Below are 16770 nucleotides of genomic sequence, written 5' to 3'. Positions count from 1 at the left end.
GTCAGCCTTCGGTGGCGGGGCCAGGCGCGGCCGATCCGTTGACGCGGGGGGCAGGGCCGTTCTGCGGTGCCTCCGGCGTGGTCGCTGCGCCATCGGATGTGCCGTCCGTGCCAGTGCCAGTGCCAGTGCCAGTGCCAGTGCCAGTGCTGGTGTCTGTGCCGGTGTCCGCGGCAGGGGCGGTGTCGGGGAGGGTGGCATCGGCGGGTTTGCGCCCCAGCAGCTGTGCGGCACGGCGGCGCAGGGTCTCGGCAAAGCTGTCGTCCAGCAGGTCGGTATCCTCGACCCCGTTGTCGACCCGGCGCGGTTCGGGCAGGGCCAGGGGGCGGGCCTCGGCGGGCTGTTCCAGCAGGCGCGGCTGGTAGGGCGCGGGATCGCTGGCGCGGGGGCGGCGGAACACCAGAACGTTGCGGAATGTCGTGGTGGTCGAGGTCAGCCCGCTGCGCTCTTCCGAGGGCAGCGTCTCGGCTCGCTGGTATTCCCAGCCCTCGGCGGCCATCTCGTTCATGACGTCCTCGAGCGCATTGGCAAAGCGTCCATCGGGGCCCTTGATGCCCTGTCCCTTCAACCCACGCGTCGGTGCCGGGACAACCCGGTATTCAAAGCTCGCCATCTCGCCTCTCTCTTGCACGGCCACGTCGGACAGCGCAAGCGGGAGGCCCCGTCCGCGCGGCTCTTGCCGGAACTCTCGCCTGCTATCGCGGCATAAGCGTGACAGGCACCCGGCAGGTTGTGGACCTTTTCTGGCAACCGGCCAACCGCCGCGCCCGCGCCCCCGGCAGCAGGGGGCAGCCGGTCCTGTCGCCGCGGGTCCCCCGCGGGGGCCGGGCGCGGATCGAGGCGTCACGCGGGTCCGCCTCCGGCGGGAGTATTTTGGACGAGATGAAGCCTGGTGCCGGTTCCCCGGCTTCCTCTGGCCCGAAATATCCCGGGGGAGTCCGCGCGCAGCGCGGGCGGGGGCAGCGCCCCCTGCCGCCTTCGTCAATTGCGCTGTCCCCGGACAACGGGGGCGATGTCTCACCCGGCCGCCGCGTCTCGCGTCGGGGGCACTGCGAATAACGGTTGGCCTGGGCCCCCTCCGCCCTCGTCAGTTGCGCAAGGCCCGTGCTGTCGTCTCGATGTCCGGCCTTGCCGTCTCCCCGTCCGGGCCGCGACTCCTGTCCGGGGGACAGGGTCCTGCCCGCCAGCCACCCCGCACTCTGGCGGGGATGTGGGCCTCTGTGAGCGCAGGGGCGGAGGTCGGGGCCGCAGCAACGGACTCCCAATGAGAACAAAACATGAATATACTCTCCGTCATGTTCGCCGAACTCTGCGCCACCTCGAACTTTTCCTTCCTCACCGGGGCCTCCCACCCCGAGGAGTACATCCTGCGCGCCGCCGAGCTGGGCATGCCCGCCCTGGCCGTGGCCGACGAGAATTCGGTCGCGGGCATCGTGCGGGCCCATGCCGCCGCGCGCGAGGTCGCCCGCAAGGTCAGGGAACGGCTGGATTTCGACGCGGCACATGGCCTCATCGGCCCCCCCGCGCCGCCCGGCACCCCGCCGCCGCCGCCGCTGGCCACGCCCCGGCTGATCCCCGCCGCGCGGATGACCTTTGCCGACGGGCCCGACCTGACCCTGCTGCCCGAGACGCGGGCCGGCTGGGGGCGGCTCTGCCGGCTGATCTCGCGCGGGCGGCTCAGGGCCGGAAAGGGGCGCTGCGATCTGACGCTGGGCGACCTGATCGAAACCGGGACCGAAGGGTTGCAGGCCCTGCTGCATCCGGCCCGGCGCGGCGAGGCGGCCCGCGACTGGCGCCGCGCCGCGGCCCGCGTCACCCGCGCCATGCCCGGCCGGGTGCATCTGCTGATGGCCCCGGCCTATGACGGGCGCGACGCCGCGCGCTTTGCCGCGCTGGCCCGGCTGGCCGAGGAGATGGGCCTGCCCACGCTCGCCTCGGCCCGGCCGCTGATGCACCATGCCCGCCGCCGCCGGATGGCCGATGTGCTGACCGCGATCCGCACCGGCACGCGGGTCGACGTGCTGGGCCGCGCGGCGCTGGCCAATGCCGAACAGCGCCTGCGCTCGGAGGCCGAGATGCGCCGCATCTTTGTCCGCCACGAAGACGCGGTGGAGCGCGCCGGCGCGCTGGCCGCCCGGCTGGGATTCTCGCTCGACGAGCTGCGCTATGAATATCCCTCCGAGATCGCGGGGGGCGAGACGCCCTCGGGCCGGTTGACGCGTCTCGCCCGGGCGGGGCTGAAATGGCGCTATCCGCATGGCGCGCCCGACCGGGTGAAGGCGCTGATGGAGCATGAGCTGGCCCTGATCGCCAAGCTGAAATACGAACCCTATTTCCTGACCGTGCATGACATCGTGCAATATGCCCGCTCGCGCGAGATCCTGTGCCAGGGGCGCGGATCGGCGGCCAATTCGGTGGTCTGCTACTGCCTGGGCGTGACCGAGGTCTCGCCCGAGATCGGCACCATGGTCTTTGAACGTTTCGTCAGCGAGGCGCGCGACGAGCCCCCCGACATCGACGTGGATTTCGAACACGAGCGGCGCGAGGAGGTGATCCAGCACATCTACGAACGCTATGGCCGCCACCGCGCGGGCCTCTGCGCCACGGTGATCCATTACCGCGGCAAGCGGGCGATCCGCGAGGTCGGCAAGGTCATGGGCCTGACCGAGGACACCATTTCGGCGATTTCCTCGCAGCTCTGGGGCTTCTTCTCCTCCGAGGCGATGCAGCACGAGCGGATGCGCGAGATCGGGCTTGACCCGACCGACCCGCGCCTGGCCCAGACGATGGATCTGGTGCACGAGATCGAGGGCTTTCCCCGCCACCTCAGCCAGCATGTCGGCGGCTTCGTCATCACCGAGGGCCGGCTGGACGAGCTGGTCCCGATCGAGAATGCCACGATGGAGGACCGCACCGTCATCTGCTGGGACAAGGACGATATCGACACGCTGGGCATCCTCAAGGTCGATGTGCTGGCGCTTGGCATGCTGTCCTGCCTGCGCAAGGCGATGGACCTGCTGGAGCGGCACGAAGGGCTGCGCCATTCGCTTGCCACCATCCCGCCCGAGGATCCGCAGGTCTACGACATGCTCTGCCGGGCCGACACGATCGGGGTCTTCCAGGTGGAAAGCCGGGCGCAGATGAACTTCCTGCCCCGGATGCGGCCGCGCAACTTCTACGACCTGGTGATCGAGGTGGCGATCATCCGCCCCGGGCCGATCCAGGGCGATATGGTGCATCCCTATATCCGCCGCCGCAATGGCGAGGAGACGGTGCAGTTCCCCTCGGACGAGCTGGGCAAGGTGCTGGCCAAGACGCTGGGCGTGCCGCTGTTTCAGGAGCAGGCGATGCAGATCGCGATCATCGGCGCGGGCTTCACCCCGGACGAGGCCGACCGGCTGCGCCGCTCGCTCGCGACCTTCAAGAAGCACGGCAACGTGTCGGATTTCCGCACGCGGTTCATGAAGGGCATGGCGCGCAACGGCTATGACGAGGCCTTCGCCGACCGCTGTTTCAGCCAGATCGAGGGCTTCGGCAGCTACGGCTTTCCCGAAAGCCACGCGGCCAGTTTCGCGCTGCTGGTCTATGCCTCGGCCTGGATCAAGCGGCATTACCCCGCCATCTTCGCCTGCGCGCTCCTGAACTCTCAGCCGATGGGCTTCTACGCCCCGGCGCAGATCGTGCGGGACGCGCGCGAACACGGGGTCGAGGTGCTGCCGGTGGATGTGAACGCCTCGTACTGGGACAATGTGATGGAACGTTCGGACAGCGGGGCGCTGGCCCTGCGGCTGGGGTTCCGCCAGGTGCGCGGGCTGTCCTCGGCGGAATGCGACTGGATCTCGGCCGCGCGCGGCAACGGGTACCGCTCGGTCGGCGATGTCTGGCGTCGCGCCGGGGTGCCGCCCGCGATGCTGGAGCGGCTGGCCGAGGCGGATGCCTTTGCCGGGCTGGGCCTGACCCGGCGCGCGGCACTGTGGGAGGCCAAGGCCCTGGCCCCGGGGCGCGAGCTGCCGCTCTTTGCCGGTGACATGGATGGCGAGGGCATCGCCGAACCCGCCGCGCTGCTGCCGCAGATGACCCTGGGAGAGGAGGTGGTGGAGGATTTTGTCGCCACCCGCCTGACGCTGAAGGCCCATCCCCTGGCCCTGCTGCGCCCGATGCTGACGCCGGCGACGGGGGAGTAGCGCGGGCCGCCCCGCCAGAACCCTCTCGCCCGGGGCAAGAGGCGGCGGCATCGGGTTCGGCGGCGCGCCCTGGGCGCCGAACCCGCCAGAAGACGACAGACCCTCCCCACAGCCTTTACCCCCGGAGGCGGGCGGGTGAGACATCGCCCGCGTTATCCGGGGAAAGGGCAAATGACGGGGGTGGTGGGGGCCCAGTCCAACCGTCGTTTGCAGTGCCCCCGACGCGGGACGCGGCGGCCCGGTGAGACATCGCCTCCGGTGTCCGGGGACAGCGCAATTGACCGCGGTGGTGGGGGCGCTGCCCCCGCACGCGCTGCGCGCGGACTCCCCCGGAGTATTCCGGACGAGATGAAGCCGGGGAGGAGGCGCGGAACGGCTGAGGCGCGTGGGGTGGAAATCGCTGGCGCGCCGGGCGGCGGCGCGTATGCTCGGGCGCGATGAGCCGCATGCCTGACAAAGAACTGCGCCGTGGCTGGACCACGGGCGCCTGCGCCACCGCCGCCGTGCGGGCGGCGCTGATGCTGCTGTGGGGCGAAGGGCGGCCGGACCGGGTGCGCATCACCCTGCCGCGCGGCGAACGCCCGGTCTTTGCCGTGGCCGAGCTGGCGGGCGGCGAGGGCTGGGCCGCGGCGGGAATCGTGAAGGATGCCGGTGACGACCCCGACGTGACCCACGGCGCGCTGATCCGCGCCCGGGTCGAAGCGGCGCCCGGCGGCGTGAGCTTTGCCGCGGGCGAGGGCGTGGGGACGGTGACAAGGCCCGGCCTGCCGATCCCGCCGGGAGAGCCCGCGATAAACCCCGTGCCCCGCCAGATGATGCGCGAGACGGTCGAGGAGATGGCCGCCCGGCTGGGCCGCTCCCCCGACATCCGCATCACCGTTTCGGTGCCCGGCGGCGCGGCGCTGGCCGCCCAAACCTGGAACCCGAGGCTGGGCATCACCGGAGGGCTGTCGATCCTTGGCACCACCGGCATCGTGCGGCCGTTTTCCTGCGCGGCCTGGATCGCCTCGATCCACCGCGGGGTCGACGTGGCCCGCGCTGTCGGGCTGGAGCACGTGGCCGGCTGCACCGGCGCGACCTCAGAGAGGGTGGTGCAGGGGCTGCACGCCCTGCCGGATCACGCGATGCTGGACATGGGCGATTTCGCCGGCGGCATGCTGAAGTACATCCGCGCCCACCCGCTGCCGCGGGTGAGCCTGGGCGGGGGCATCGGCAAGCTGACCAAGCTGGCGCAGGGGGCGGGCGACCTGCATTCCGGGCGCAGCCAGGTGGATTTTGCCGCGCTGGCCGCGCTCTTCGGCCGCGCGTCGGTGGCCTCGGCCAACACCACCACGCAGGTGCTGCAGGAGGTCGGCCCGGATTTCCCCGCCTGGGTTGCCGAGACCGCCCTGGCGCAGGTTCGCGCGCGCCTCGGCCCGGGGATCGCCGCCGATGTGGTGGTGATCGACCGCGCCGGCGCCGTTCTGGCCCGGGCATGATCCTGGTGCTGGCAGGCACCGCCGAAGGGCGCGCCGTGGCCTCGGCGCTTGCGGCCGAAGGGGCCGATGCCATGGCCTCGCTCGCCGGGGTGACCCGCGCGCCGCTGCGGCCCGAGGGGCGGCTGCGCATCGGCGGGTTTGGCGGCGACGCGGGATTCCGCAGCTTCCTGCGCGACCACGCCGTGCGGGCCGTACTGGACGCGACACATCCCTTCGCCGCCCGCGTGAGTGCGCGGACCGCGCGCATCTGCGCCGAGATGGCGCTGCCCCACGCGATCCTGGACCGCCCCGCCTGGCAGCCCGGCCCCGGCGACCGCTGGAGCGGTGTCGCCTCGCCCGAGGCGCTGGAGGGCGTGATCCCGGCAGAGGCGCGCGTCTTCCTCGCCGTCGGGCGGCAGGACCTGCCGCGTTACGCCGCGCTGCGCCGCAACCCGGTGGTCATCCGCGCGATAGAGCCTGTCGCGGCCCCCGGTTTCCCCCGGGCGGAAATGCTCACCTCCCGCCCGCCGTGGGAGGTTGCGGAGGACCTCGCCCTGCTGCGCGACCGGCGGATCGACTGGATTGTCACCAAGAACGCGGGCGGGCAGGGAGCATCGGCCAAGCTGGAGGCCGCCCGCATCCTGGGCCTGCCCGTCGCGATGATCGCCCGTCCGCCGCTGCCGCAGGGGGCCAGTGTCCTCTCCTCCGTCGCCGCCGCGCTGACCTGGGCGCGGGCCACGGCCGCCGGGTCCGGCGCGCAGGCGGCCCGGGACCCGGGAGAGAGCCGATGACCGGCCGCATCATCGCAACCATGGACTGCGTCGCCGAGGGCGCCAGCTGGCTGGCCGAGCACGATCCGCGCATGGCCCATGCGCTCGACCGCTGCGGCCTGCCGCCCCTGCGCCGCCGCCCGGACGGTTTCGCCACCTTGCTGCAGGCGGTGGTGGGCCAGCAGGTCTCCACCGCCTCGGCCGCCGCGATCTGGGCGCGGATGGAGTCGGCGGGCCTGACCTCCGCCCCCGCCATCGCCGCCGCGACCGAGGGCGACCTCAAGGCCGTCGGCCTGTCGCGCCCCAAGATGAAATACGCCCGAGGCCTCGCCGCCTCGGGTCTCGACTTTGCCGCCCTGCGCGGCATGCCGGATGCCGAGGTGCTGGCCCGGCTTGTCGCCCTGCCGGGGATCGGCCCCTGGACGGCCGAGATTTACGCGCTGACCGCCCTCGGGCGGGCCGATGTCTTCCCGCCGGGCGATCTGGCCTTGCAGGAGGCGGCGCGGATCCTCTACGCCTTGCCCGGACGGCCCGCACCGGCAGAGTTCCGCGTCATGGCCGAGAGATGGAGCCCGTGGCGCGCGGTTGCGGCACGCATGCTCTGGGCCTTCTACCGGGCCGAGAAGACGAGGGAGGGGATCGCATGACACGGGTTCTGAACGCAGGCCGCAGGGAACCGCAATCGGGGGAGGTGCGCTCGATCGTCGTCTTCCTGCACGGCTATGGCGCCAACGGGGCCGATCTGCTTGGCATTGCCGACGTGCTGGCCGAGCATCTGCCCGACACGCTGTTCATTGCCCCCGACGCGCCGGAAACGGTCCCGGGCGCGCCCTTCGGCTTCCAGTGGTTCCCGATCCCCTGGCTCGACGGCTCCTCCGAAGAGGAGGCCGAGCGCGGCATGACCCAGGCGGTGGAGGATGTGAACGCCTTCCTCGACGCGCTGATGGTGGACGAGGACGTGCTGCCGGAACAGGTCGTGCTCTTCGGGTTCTCGCAGGGCACGATGATGTCGCTGCATGTGGCACCCCGGCGCGAGGATCCGGTGGCGGGCATCGTGGCCTTCTCGGGCCGGCTGCTGCGCCCCGAGACGCTGGAGGACGAGGTGGTCAGCCGGATGCCGGTGCTGCTGGTGCATGGCGATGCCGACGAGGTCGTGCCGCCGCAATCGCTGCCCGCCGCCGCCGAGGCGCTGCAGGGCGCCGGGTTCAAGGAGGTCTTTGCACATGTGATGAAGGGCACCGGCCACGGGATCGCGCCGGACGGGCTGTCGGTTGCGCTGGCCTTCATGCGCGACAAGCTCGGCCTCTGAGTCCGCGAATGTGCGATCGGCGGCGCCGCGCCTCGACAGGGGCGGCGGGGTCGGGCATGTCTGGTCGCGACTGATGAACGGAGGAGACATCGCATGATCATCATCACCGGCACGATGGAAGTGGCCGCCGACCAGGTGGAGCTTGCCAAGAAGAACTTCGCGCTCGCCCAGGAGGCCACGAAGTCCGAAGACGGCTGCATCACCTACCGCTTCTTCCAGAGCGTCGACCAGCCCACGCTGTTCCGGGTCTACGAGGAATGGGAGAGCAAGGAGGCGCTGCGCGCCCACGGCGCCCATCCCAACATGACCGCGCATCGCGAACGGATGGAGCCCTGCGGCGTCACCAACCGCGCCCTCAAGATGATCGAACCCGAGCGCATCCGCGACCTCTGACACCGCGCTGCCCTGCCGCTTCACCCGGCCCCGGCCTTCCTCTGGCCAAAAATATCCTCGGGGGGACTCGGCCGCATGGCCGATGGGGGGCAGACAGCCCCCCTCCCGCGCCGGGGCCCCCGGACACGGCCCGCCGGTTCTCCCCGAACCTCAAAGACGATCCTCCCCGCGCCCCCGGGCGAGAGCCTGCGCAACTTCCCCCGGCCCCGGCCTTCCTCTGGCCGAAAATATCCTCGGGGGGACTCGGCTGCATGGCCGATGGGGGGCAGACAGCCCCCCTCCCGCGCCGAGGCCCCCGGACACGGCCCGCCGGTTCATCCCGAACCCCGGCGGCGCGCGCGATCACCCCGCGTCGAACCAGAGCCGCGGCTCGGCGATCTCCAGTGAGTTCATCGCCGGATCGCGGAAATAGATCGAGCGCGCCCCGCCCGGCCAGTGGAAATCCGCCTCCAGCGGGACGCCTGCCGCCTCCAGGCGCTCCACCCAGGCGGCCAGTGACTGCGCATCGGCGGCCAGGCACAGGTGTCCCGGCCCTTCGGCCCCGTGCGGCGGCACCGGAATCTCGGGGTTGGAACCGCCCTCGCGCGTGCGGGCGGGGTTGAAGAGCAGCAGCACCGTGTGCCCGACCCGGTAGAACACGTGCCGGTCGGCCACCCGGGTGATCCGCTCCAGCCCCAGGATCCCGCCATAGAAGGCCTCGGCGGCATCCAGGTCGGGGCAGTAGAGCGCGGCTTCGAGGAGGCCGGGAAACGCGGGGGCGGGGGGCAGGGGCAGATCATCCATGCGGCAATGATAGCACGCCCGCGCGCGAGTCCCAGCCCGTGCCGGTCGGGCACTGTCATGCCAGCGTTACGCACTTGTTTTAGGCACTTGGGCGTGAACTGCATATCGTGGGACTTGTCAGCGGAAAGCCGCGATATATAGTAAACCCAGGCTGGGGCGGGGTGTCCCGCTCCGGTTCCACCTCGGGCAGACAGCGCAGGGGACGAGTCGCAGATGGACGGAGATTTCAGGACGGAATTCGTGCGGGAACCGGCGGCGCTGAGACAGCACCCGGCCTTGGTTCTGAACGCGGATTACCGGCCGCTTTCCTACTACCCCCTCAGTCTCTGGCCCTGGCAGGAGGCGGTCAAGGCGGCCTTCCTGCAAAGGGTGGACATCGTAGCCGAGTACGACGCCTGGGTCCGAAGCCCGAGTACCGAGATACGGATACCCTCGGTGGTGGTACTGAAAGATTACGTAAAACCTCAGAAGCGCGTGGCCTTCACGCGCTTCAATCTTTTTCTGAGGGATGAATTCTGCTGCCAGTACTGCGGGGCCAAGGGCGATCTGACCTTCGACCATGTGGTGCCGCGCGCCAGCGGGGGCATCACCAGCTGGGAAAACGTGGTGGCGGCCTGTTCGCCCTGCAATCTGCACAAGGGATCGAAAAGCCTGCGCCGCGCCGGCATGTCCCTGCGCAAGCCGCCCCGCGCCCCGGGCGCGGAAGAGCTGCGCAACATGGGCCGCAAGTTCCCGCCCAACCACCTGCATGAAAGCTGGATGGACTACCTCTACTGGGATGCCGAGCTGGAGGCCTAGGCCAACCGGCGCGCGGATCGCCCGTCATCGTCACGGAGAGCGCCGGTCAGGTCGCTTCGGGCCGCCTGTGCCCGGCGGCGGGCGTTGTGCTGTGCACCGGGCGGGCCGCGCGCCACCCCGGGGCAGGGCGCCCCGCAGCAACGGAAACGGGCCGCCCCGATGGGACGGCCCGTGAAATCCGGGACGCGATGGTGCGGATCAGCTGCCGGAGCTGTTCGCGGCCGGTGCAGAAGCCGCGGCGGCGGAACCGGGTGCGGACAGCTGCTTGGCCTTGCCGCTCAGCGGATCGTCCTGGCGCTGCACGGAGCCTTCGAAATGGGCGCCGCTTTCGATCGCGATGGTCTTGTGGATGATGTCGCCTTCGACCCGCGCGGTCGAGGTCAGGCGCACCTTCAGCCCGCGCACGCGGCCCACGATGCGGCCGTTGATCACGACGTCATCGGCGGTCACCTCGCCCTTGACCGTGGCGCCTTCGCCGATGGTCAGCAGATGCGCGCGGATGTCGCCCTCGATGGTGCCTTCGATCTGGATGTCGCCGGTCGTCTTGATGTTGCCGGTGATATGCAGATCCGAGGACAGGACCGATGCGGGCGGCTTGGCCTTGGGGGCCGAGGGTTTGAAATCGCTGCCGGTCATGGAGGGCTTGGGTGCTGGCGTTTCCGAAGCGGCCGGAGCGGGGGTTTCGCTGGCCTTCGGGCCGGGCTCATTGATTTTGCTTTTAGAAAACATCTTTTCCAGCCTTGATGTAGATCATGGGGTTCACGGCCTGGCCGCCCACGCGCACTTCGTAGTGCAGATGCGGCCCGGTCACACGTCCGGATGCCCCCATATCACCGATCCGGTCCCCGCGCGAGACCCTTTGGCCCACCTTCACGCGAATGCGCGACATATGGGCATAGCGGGTCTCGATGCCGAACTCGTGCTGGATTTTCACCAGCCGGCCATAGCCCGACAGCCAGCCCGCATGGGTGACGACGCCGTCGCCCGTGGCGAAAAGCGGTGTGCCCACGGGACCGGCGAAATCGACGCCGGCATGCATGCGGCGGCCGCCGGTCTTGGGATCGCGGCGATAACCGAATCCGCTGGTGAAACGGTAGGAGGAGTGAACAGGCAGGGCAAACGGCGCCTTTTCGGCGGCGATGCGGTAGAGGTTCAGCTTGTCCATCTGGTTGAGGATGCGGTTCGCGCGGCTTTCATCCGCCGAGGGTTCGCTGCCCATTGTGGAGAGCGAGATCGGCATCAGAGGGCCGCCCTGGCCGGAATAGCCCCGGCGCACCTGGTTCAGCAGGCTGTCGGTGTTCATGCCGGCGGCGCGGAACATCTTGTCGAGCGGGGCGACCGAGACGGTCATCGCCTCTTCCAGCTGGCGGAAGATCTGGTCGTTCTGGTCTTTCATCAGGGCGACCTGGCTGGCCATCTCGTCGGCCTGCAGCAGGGCGTCCTTGGCGTCGGCGCTGATCTGGTCGCGCTGGTTCGCGGTGTCCGACAGGGCTGCGGTCAGCATGCCGACCGTCGCGTCCGAGGCGGCGGCCTCGCCGGGCCCGGCCACGGTGCCCGCATCGGCCATTTCCTGTTTCAGGGTGCCCACTTCCTTGCGGGCCTTGTCGCGCTCGGTCATCGTCCGGCGCAGGGTCGACTGGATCACGTCGATCCCGGTCTCAAGTTCGCCGCGCCGGGTTTCCGAGGCCAGCAGTTCCGACTGCATCGACGAAATCCGCTGCAGCGCCGAGTTGAAGCGCTCCTGCGCCGCCAGCGCCTCGTCGGCCCGGGCGTCGCGCTCGGAGGCCAGGGCGTTCAGGCGCGTCTGATAGACCATCTGGTCCCGCTTGGCCTGTTCGCGGAAGTTGCCCGATCCGATGCTGTCCATCAGCAGGATCGCGGTGGCGATGATCGACCAGGCGACGATGGCGCTGCCGCCGGCAAAAGCCGCCAGTTGCATGCCGGGCCGCAGCCTGATGAAGCGAGTGTCCGTATCCGACCGAAGAAACAGCCGACGTTCAGGAAAGTGCCGCTCGAGTAGAGCGTGCATGCGCATGGCAAGCCGTGTTCTCACGAAAAGGTGTCCCTTTGTCCCATCCCAGTAGCGCCCCGTTCCCCAACTGGCGCTCCGACTTTTGTTATCGGGACGTTACACGCCCGGCAAGGCGTTTGGGTGGCCGATTCGCCGCACCTCCCGAATTTCCGCCGATTTGGCAAGAAATCGCCGATTCTCCGGGGGGCAGCGTTGCTCAGCCGCCACGCTCTTCGGCAAGGGGCCAGTAAAAGTCGAGCGGCAGCCCGGCTTCTGCGCGTTTTTCATCGTTGAACGGCGGCTTGAGCGCGCCGTGAAAGTATTTGCGCACCAACTCGTGAAAAAAGGGTTTCGGATCGGTGTCGTGCCGCCCGCACAGGTAATGGAACCACTTGGATCCATAGGCGACATGGCCGACCTCTTCGGCATAGATCGTCTGCAGCGCCGCGACCGCCTGATCGGCGCCCGCCTTGCGGAACACCTCGATCATGCCGGGGGTCACGTCCAGGCCGCGCGCCTCCAGAACCATCGGCACCACGGCGAGGCGGCCAAAGATGTCTTCGGCGGTGTCCTCGGCGGCGCGCCACATGCCGGCATGGGCGGGCAGGGCGCCGTAATGCGATCCCGCCGCCTCCAGACAGTCGCACATCAGGTTGAAGTGTTTCGATTCCTCGTCCGCCGCCTTGACCCAGTCGTCATAGAACCCGGGCGGCATCGGCACATGGGTGAACCGGGCGACGATATCCCAGTGCAGGTCCACCGCGTTCAGCTCGATATGCGCAACGGCGTGCAGCAGCGCGATGCGGCCCTGCTCCGACCCGGGGCGGCGGCGCGGCACGTCGCGCGGGTCCAGCAGGTCGGGCCTGTCGGGCCGGGCCGGGCGCAGTGGCGGCGCGGCCTGTCCCACCGGGATCGGCGTCGCCCCGTCCTCGCGCGCGGCGCGCCAGGCGGCGGCGCAGCGGTGCGACAGGGCGGTCTTGGCGCGCCCGTCGGCAGTGGTCAGCACGGCGACGGCCATTTCGGCCAGCGTCGCGGGCAGGGTATCGGTCATCGGGGGCCCCGTCTGAGATGCGTGCGGAACACGCCCGGCACGTCGCAACGGCCGGGCGCGGCGTGAAGCGGGGTCAGAGCGCCTTGACGGCCTCCAGCACCTCGTCGACATGGCCGGGCACCTTCACCTTGCGCCAGGTCCGGGCGATGGTCCCGTCCGGCGCGATGAGGAAGGTCGCCCGCTCGATCCCCATGAAGGTCTTGCCGTACATCTTCTTCTCGCCCCAGACGCCGTAGCGTTCGCAGACGTCGCTGTCCTCGTCCGACAGCAGCGTCACCGACAGCCCGTGCTTGTCGCGGAACTTGTCGTGGCTGGCGACGCTGTCCTTGCTGACCCCCAGCACCCTGGCCCCGGCGGCGGCAAAGTCATCGGCGGCGCCGGTGAAATCCTTGCCCTCGGTCGTGCAGCCCGGCGTGTCGTCGCGCGGGTAGAAGTAGAGCACAACCGGCTTTCCGCGCAGCTCTGACAGGGCGACGGTGCCGCCGCCATCGCTGGGCAGGGTGAAATCGGGGGCCATGTCTCCGGTATCTGTCATCGGTGCGCCTTTCCTGTGCCGCAAAATGTGAGTTTCATCTTAATGCGGTTCCGGCGAGAATAAAGGCAATGGCAGGTGCCTGGGGCAGGGGATGGCCCGCACCGCAAAGAGAGCAGGGCCGCAGGGCCGGGAATGACAGACAAGGACAAGGACATTGCGGCGGGGGACAAAGCGCCCCGGCCCGACGTGACGCAGCGCAAGGCGCGGCGGCGGTGGCCGCATCGTGTCTGGCACGGCTGTGCCTGGGCCCTGTCGGGCCTGACGCTGATCACCGTGGCGCTGGCCGTGGTGGTGCTGGCCCTGCGGGATCAGCCGCTGGTGGCGCCACGCTGGCTGCACGACCGGCTGGAGGCGCGGCTGGACAGTTCGATGCCCGGCCTGTCGGTGCAGTTCGGCGAGGTCTCGGTGATCCTGGGCGACAGCTGGAAACCGCGCCTGCGCCTGCGCGATCTTCAGGTGCAGCGCGTCGGCAGCCCGGCCCGCGTCTCGCTGTCCGATATCGAGGGCACCATCGCGCTGGAGCCCCTGCTGCAGGGCAAGGTGCAGCCGCATTCGATCTACCTGACCGGCGCGCAGCTGCGCCTCAGACGCAATGCCGAGGGGGGATTCGACCTGGCCCTGGGCGACAACGGCGCCGCGCGGAGCGAGGGGGCGGTACGCCAGACCACCTCGGGTGCCGACATCGCCGCGCTGGCGGATGCGGTGGAGCAGCTGCTGGACCTGCCCGACCTTGCCGCGCTGGACCGGATCGAGGCCAACGCGCTCACACTGTTTTACGAAGACGCCCGCTCGGGCCGGGCCTGGACCATCGACGGTGGCCGCGTCGCGCTGGAACGTCAGGGCGAAGAGCTGCGCCTGCGGGGCGATTTCGCCCTGCTGGGGGGCGGCGATTCCGTGGCCACCCTGGCGGTGAATTACGATAGCCGGATCGGCAACCGGGCGGCAAACCTGGGGCTGAACTTCGCGGATATGCCGGCGGCGGACATCGCCACCCAGGGCGCGGCGCTGGCCTGGCTGGGCGTGCTCGACGCGCCGATTTCCGGGGCGCTGCGGGTGTCGGTGGACAGCGAGGGCCAGCTTGGCCCGCTCAACGCGACGCTGCAGATCGGCGCGGGGGCGCTGCGGCCGACCGACGATATCCGCCCGATCCGCTTCCGCTCGGCCCGCAGCTATTTCACCTACGATCCGAACACCATGGCCCTGCGGTTCGACGAGCTGTCGGTGGACAGTGCCTTTGTCACCGCGCGGGCCGAGGGCGAGGTGCGCCTGACCGGCACGCGCGACGGCCTGCCGCAGGAAATGGTCGGCCAGATGCGGATGACGCATATGGTGGCCAACCCGGGCCGCATCTACCCCAAGCCGCTGGAATTCGAGGATGTGCGCGCCGACCTGCGCCTGCAGCTTGCCCCGTTCCGGCTGAGCCTTGGCCAACTGCGCCTGGCCGAGGCCGGCGGCGCGCTGCTGCTGTCGGGCGAGGTGAACGCCCGCCCCGAGGGATGGGATCTGACGCTGGACGGCGCGGCCGAGGCGATGCCCTCGGAGGCGCTGCTGGCGCTCTGGCCCGAGGATCTGGGGCAGAAGACCCGGACCTGGGTGTCCGAGAATGTCCACCGGGGCGAGCTGAGCAACCTGCAGCTGGGGGTCCGTTCGCTGCCGGGGCACAAGCCGGATGTCTATCTGGGCTTCGAATTCCGCGAGGCCGAGGTGACCTTTATCAAGGATGTGCCGCCGCTCAAGGACCTGGCGGGGCATGCGACGCTCTACCAGAACCGGTTCGCGGTGCTTGCCAACGCCGGGCATGTCGACGCGCCGCAGGGCGGGCGGGTTTCTGTCGCGGGCACCAGTTTCGTGGTGCTGGCCACGAACGAGAAACCGGCCCCCGCCCGGGTCAGCCTGCAGACCGACAGCACGATCACCGCCGCGCTGGCCCTGCTGAACACCCCGCCGTTCCGGTTCATGGAAAAGGCCGGGCAGCGGGTCGACATGGCGGACGGGCGCGCTTCGGTCACCGGGACCATCGACCTGAAGCTGATGAAGGACCCGCCGCCCGAGACGATCCAGGTGGCGGCGCGCGCGACGCTGCGCGACCTGCGCAGCACCGTGCTGGTGCCGGGGCGGACCCTGGCCGCGTCGGAAATGACGGTGACCGCCAGCAACGAACATCTGCTTATCGAGGGGCCGGGCCGGATCGGCGCCGTGCCCTTCGACGGCAGGTTCGAGACCGGGCTGGGCAAGGCCGCCACCGGCGAAAGCCGCGTCACCGGCTGGGTCGAGCTGTCCGAGCGGTTCATGGATGAATTCCGCATCGGCCTGCCCGCGGGCAGCGTTTCGGGCAAGGGGCAGGCGGAGGTCGAGATCGTGCTGGCCAAGGGCAAGGCGCCCGCGTTTTCCATGACCTCGGATCTCAGCGGCGTGGGCCTGCGGCTGACCGCGCTCGACTGGTCGCTGCCCCGCGCCGCGCGGGGCCGCATCTCGGTCAGCGGCGCGATGGCAAGCCCGCCCCGGATCGACCGGATCGAGGTCGACGCCCCGGGCCTCAAGGCCAGCGGCGCGGTCGAGCTGACGGCGGCCGGGCAGTTGCAGCGCGCGCTCTTCAGCCGGGTGCAGGTCGGCCAGTGGCTGGACGCGCCGGTGGAGCTGACGGGGCGCGGGGCAGGCGCCGCACCGGCGGTGGCGGTGACCGGGGGCACGGTGGACCTGCGCCGCGCCAAGATCGACGGCGGCGGCAGCGGGTCCGGCGGCGGGCCGATCCGGCTGGCGCTCGACCGGCTGCAGATATCGGATTCGCTGGCGCTGACCGCCTTTCGCGGCGATTTCACCACCAGCGGCGGGATGAGCGGCAATTTTACCGGCATGCTGAACGGCGCCGCGCCGGTCCGGGGTCAGATGATCGGCGGCGGGCGGGCCAGCACGATCCGGCTGTCGTCGGACAATGCGGGGGCGGTGATCGCGGCGGGCGGGCTGCTGAAACAGGGGCGCGGGGGCAAGCTGGACCTGGTGCTGGTGCCCACCGGGGCCGCGGGCACCTATGACGGCACCCTGGCGGTGCGGGGGCTCTGGATCACCGACGCCCCGGCGATGGCCGACCTGCTGAGCGCGATTTCGGTGGTCGGCCTGCTGGAGCAGATGTCGGGCAACGGTATCCAGTTCAGCGAGGTCGACGCCCGGTTCCGGCTGACCCCGACACAGGTGGTGCTGGCCGAAAGCAGCGCGGTCGGCGTCTCCATCGGGATCTCGATGGACGGGACCTATGATCTGGGCGCCAGCAGGCTGGACATGCAGGGGGTGATCTCGCCGATCTACCTGCTGAACGGCATCGGCTCGGTCCTGACGCGCAAGGGCGAGGGGCTGATCGGGTTCAACTTCAACCTCACCGGGCCGTCCTCGGCGCCGCAGGTCTCGGTCAACCCGCTGTCGATCTTTACCCCCGGCATGTTCCGCGAACTGTTCCGCCGCCCGCCGCCCAAGCTGTCGCAATAGGC

At 70.2% G+C, this 16770-nt stretch carries 14 protein-coding genes; 8 read left to right on the top strand and 6 right to left on the bottom strand.

The window, feature by feature from the left end:
* Position 1 precedes the first annotated feature (1 nt).
* Entirely contained in the window at positions 2 to 610 is a 609-nt protein-coding gene (locus GLS40_RS18240; RefSeq protein WP_202076242.1) for a DUF4177 domain-containing protein, read from the bottom strand.
* A 682-nt stretch (positions 611 to 1292) separates the two neighbouring features.
* Here GLS40_RS18240 and GLS40_RS16245 point away from each other — a divergent pair.
* The 6 genes from GLS40_RS16245 to GLS40_RS16220 all read left to right on the top strand — a co-directional run bounded on the left by GLS40_RS16245 (position 1293) and on the right by GLS40_RS16220 (position 8110).
* Entirely contained in the window at positions 1293 to 4181 is a 2889-nt protein-coding gene (locus GLS40_RS16245) for an error-prone DNA polymerase (RefSeq protein WP_160383737.1), read from the top strand.
* A 437-nt stretch (positions 4182 to 4618) separates the two neighbouring features.
* Entirely contained in the window at positions 4619 to 5659 is a 1041-nt protein-coding gene (locus GLS40_RS16240; RefSeq protein WP_160383708.1) for a cobalt-precorrin-5B (C(1))-methyltransferase, read from the top strand.
* On the top strand, positions 5656 to 6429 hold the full coding sequence (locus GLS40_RS16235; RefSeq protein WP_160383707.1) for a cobalt-precorrin-6A reductase: 774 nt from the start codon (positions 5656 to 5658) through the stop codon (positions 6427 to 6429). Before GLS40_RS16240 ends, GLS40_RS16235 begins: the two co-directional genes overlap by 4 nt.
* Positions 6426 to 7055, top strand: coding sequence for a DNA-3-methyladenine glycosylase family protein (locus GLS40_RS16230; RefSeq protein WP_160383706.1), 630 nt, complete (start codon positions 6426 to 6428; stop codon positions 7053 to 7055). Before GLS40_RS16235 ends, GLS40_RS16230 begins: the two co-directional genes overlap by 4 nt.
* Positions 7052 to 7717, top strand: coding sequence for an alpha/beta hydrolase (locus GLS40_RS16225; protein ID WP_160383705.1), 666 nt, complete (start codon positions 7052 to 7054; stop codon positions 7715 to 7717). Before GLS40_RS16230 ends, GLS40_RS16225 begins: the two co-directional genes overlap by 4 nt.
* Before the next feature lie 93 nt (positions 7718 to 7810).
* On the top strand, positions 7811 to 8110 hold the full coding sequence (locus GLS40_RS16220) for a putative quinol monooxygenase (protein ID WP_160383704.1): 300 nt from the start codon (positions 7811 to 7813) through the stop codon (positions 8108 to 8110).
* Positions 8111 to 8452: 342 nt separating this feature from the next.
* Here GLS40_RS16220 and GLS40_RS16215 read toward each other — a convergent pair whose 3' ends face one another.
* The gene (locus GLS40_RS16215; RefSeq protein ID WP_160383703.1) at positions 8453 to 8893 is read right to left on the bottom strand and encodes a VOC family protein; all 441 of its coding nucleotides are present in this window, start codon (positions 8891 to 8893) and stop codon (positions 8453 to 8455) included.
* Positions 8894 to 9106: 213 nt separating this feature from the next.
* Between GLS40_RS16215 and GLS40_RS16210 the strand changes: the two genes are divergently transcribed.
* Positions 9107 to 9691 carry an HNH endonuclease gene (locus GLS40_RS16210; RefSeq protein WP_160383702.1) on the top strand — a complete coding sequence of 195 codons (585 nt, stop codon included), beginning with the start codon at positions 9107 to 9109 and terminating at the stop codon, positions 9689 to 9691.
* Between the two features lie 198 nt (positions 9692 to 9889).
* Here the strand turns inward: GLS40_RS16210 and GLS40_RS16205 are convergent, their stop codons facing one another.
* From GLS40_RS16205 to bcp, 4 genes are all read right to left on the bottom strand, one after another.
* Positions 9890 to 10420, bottom strand: coding sequence for a bactofilin family protein (locus GLS40_RS16205; RefSeq protein WP_160383701.1), 531 nt, complete (start codon positions 10418 to 10420; stop codon positions 9890 to 9892).
* Positions 10410 to 11744, bottom strand: coding sequence for a DUF5930 domain-containing protein (locus GLS40_RS16200; protein WP_160383700.1), 1335 nt, complete (start codon positions 11742 to 11744; stop codon positions 10410 to 10412). Before GLS40_RS16200 ends, GLS40_RS16205 begins: the two co-directional genes overlap by 11 nt.
* Positions 11745 to 11919: 175 nt before the next feature.
* Positions 11920 to 12753 (bottom strand): ferritin-like domain-containing protein, encoded by an 834-nt coding sequence (locus tag GLS40_RS16195; RefSeq protein ID WP_160383699.1) that lies wholly within the window; start codon positions 12751 to 12753, stop codon positions 11920 to 11922.
* Between the two features lie 73 nt (positions 12754 to 12826).
* Positions 12827 to 13288, bottom strand: a complete 462-nt coding sequence (gene bcp, locus GLS40_RS16190) for a thioredoxin-dependent thiol peroxidase (protein WP_160383698.1) — start codon at positions 13286 to 13288, stop codon at positions 12827 to 12829.
* 132 nt (positions 13289 to 13420) lie between these two features.
* Here bcp and GLS40_RS16185 point away from each other — a divergent pair, with 132 nt between their 5' ends.
* Positions 13421 to 16768, top strand: a complete 3348-nt coding sequence (locus GLS40_RS16185) for a YhdP family protein (protein WP_160383697.1) — start codon at positions 13421 to 13423, stop codon at positions 16766 to 16768.
* Positions 16769 to 16770 lie beyond the last annotated feature (2 nt).

The sequence above is a fragment of the Pseudooceanicola pacificus genome (genome assembly GCF_009789075.1).
Classification (GTDB): Bacteria; Pseudomonadota; Alphaproteobacteria; order Rhodobacterales; family Rhodobacteraceae; genus Pseudooceanicola; species Pseudooceanicola pacificus.
The sequence above is the reverse complement of the archived record's forward strand: the minus strand, read 5'-3'. Positions and strand labels throughout refer to the sequence as shown.

Excerpts from the sequence above, each read along its gene's own strand:
- GLS40_RS16215 (WP_160383703.1), bottom strand. The coding sequence starts at position 8,893 with ATGGATGATCTGCCCCTGCCCCCCGCCCCCGCGTTTCCCGGCCTCCTC.
- GLS40_RS16245 (WP_160383737.1), top strand. The coding sequence starts at position 1,293 with ATGTTCGCCGAACTCTGCGCCACCTCGAACTTTTCCTTCCTCACCGGG.
- GLS40_RS16230 (WP_160383706.1), top strand. The coding sequence starts at position 6,426 with ATGACCGGCCGCATCATCGCAACCATGGACTGCGTCGCCGAGGGCGCC.
- GLS40_RS16240 (WP_160383708.1), top strand. The coding sequence starts at position 4,619 with ATGAGCCGCATGCCTGACAAAGAACTGCGCCGTGGCTGGACCACGGGC.
- GLS40_RS16220 (WP_160383704.1), top strand. The coding sequence starts at position 7,811 with ATGATCATCATCACCGGCACGATGGAAGTGGCCGCCGACCAGGTGGAG.
- GLS40_RS16185 (WP_160383697.1), top strand. The coding sequence starts at position 13,421 with ATGACAGACAAGGACAAGGACATTGCGGCGGGGGACAAAGCGCCCCGG.
- bcp (WP_160383698.1), bottom strand. The coding sequence starts at position 13,288 with ATGACAGATACCGGAGACATGGCCCCCGATTTCACCCTGCCCAGCGAT.
- GLS40_RS16235 (WP_160383707.1), top strand. The coding sequence starts at position 5,656 with ATGATCCTGGTGCTGGCAGGCACCGCCGAAGGGCGCGCCGTGGCCTCG.
- GLS40_RS16210 (WP_160383702.1), top strand. The coding sequence starts at position 9,107 with ATGGACGGAGATTTCAGGACGGAATTCGTGCGGGAACCGGCGGCGCTG.
- GLS40_RS18240 (WP_202076242.1), bottom strand. The coding sequence starts at position 610 with ATGGCGAGCTTTGAATACCGGGTTGTCCCGGCACCGACGCGTGGGTTG.
- GLS40_RS16195 (WP_160383699.1), bottom strand. The coding sequence starts at position 12,753 with ATGACCGATACCCTGCCCGCGACGCTGGCCGAAATGGCCGTCGCCGTG.
- GLS40_RS16205 (WP_160383701.1), bottom strand. The coding sequence starts at position 10,420 with ATGTTTTCTAAAAGCAAAATCAATGAGCCCGGCCCGAAGGCCAGCGAA.
- GLS40_RS16225 (WP_160383705.1), top strand. The coding sequence starts at position 7,052 with ATGACACGGGTTCTGAACGCAGGCCGCAGGGAACCGCAATCGGGGGAG.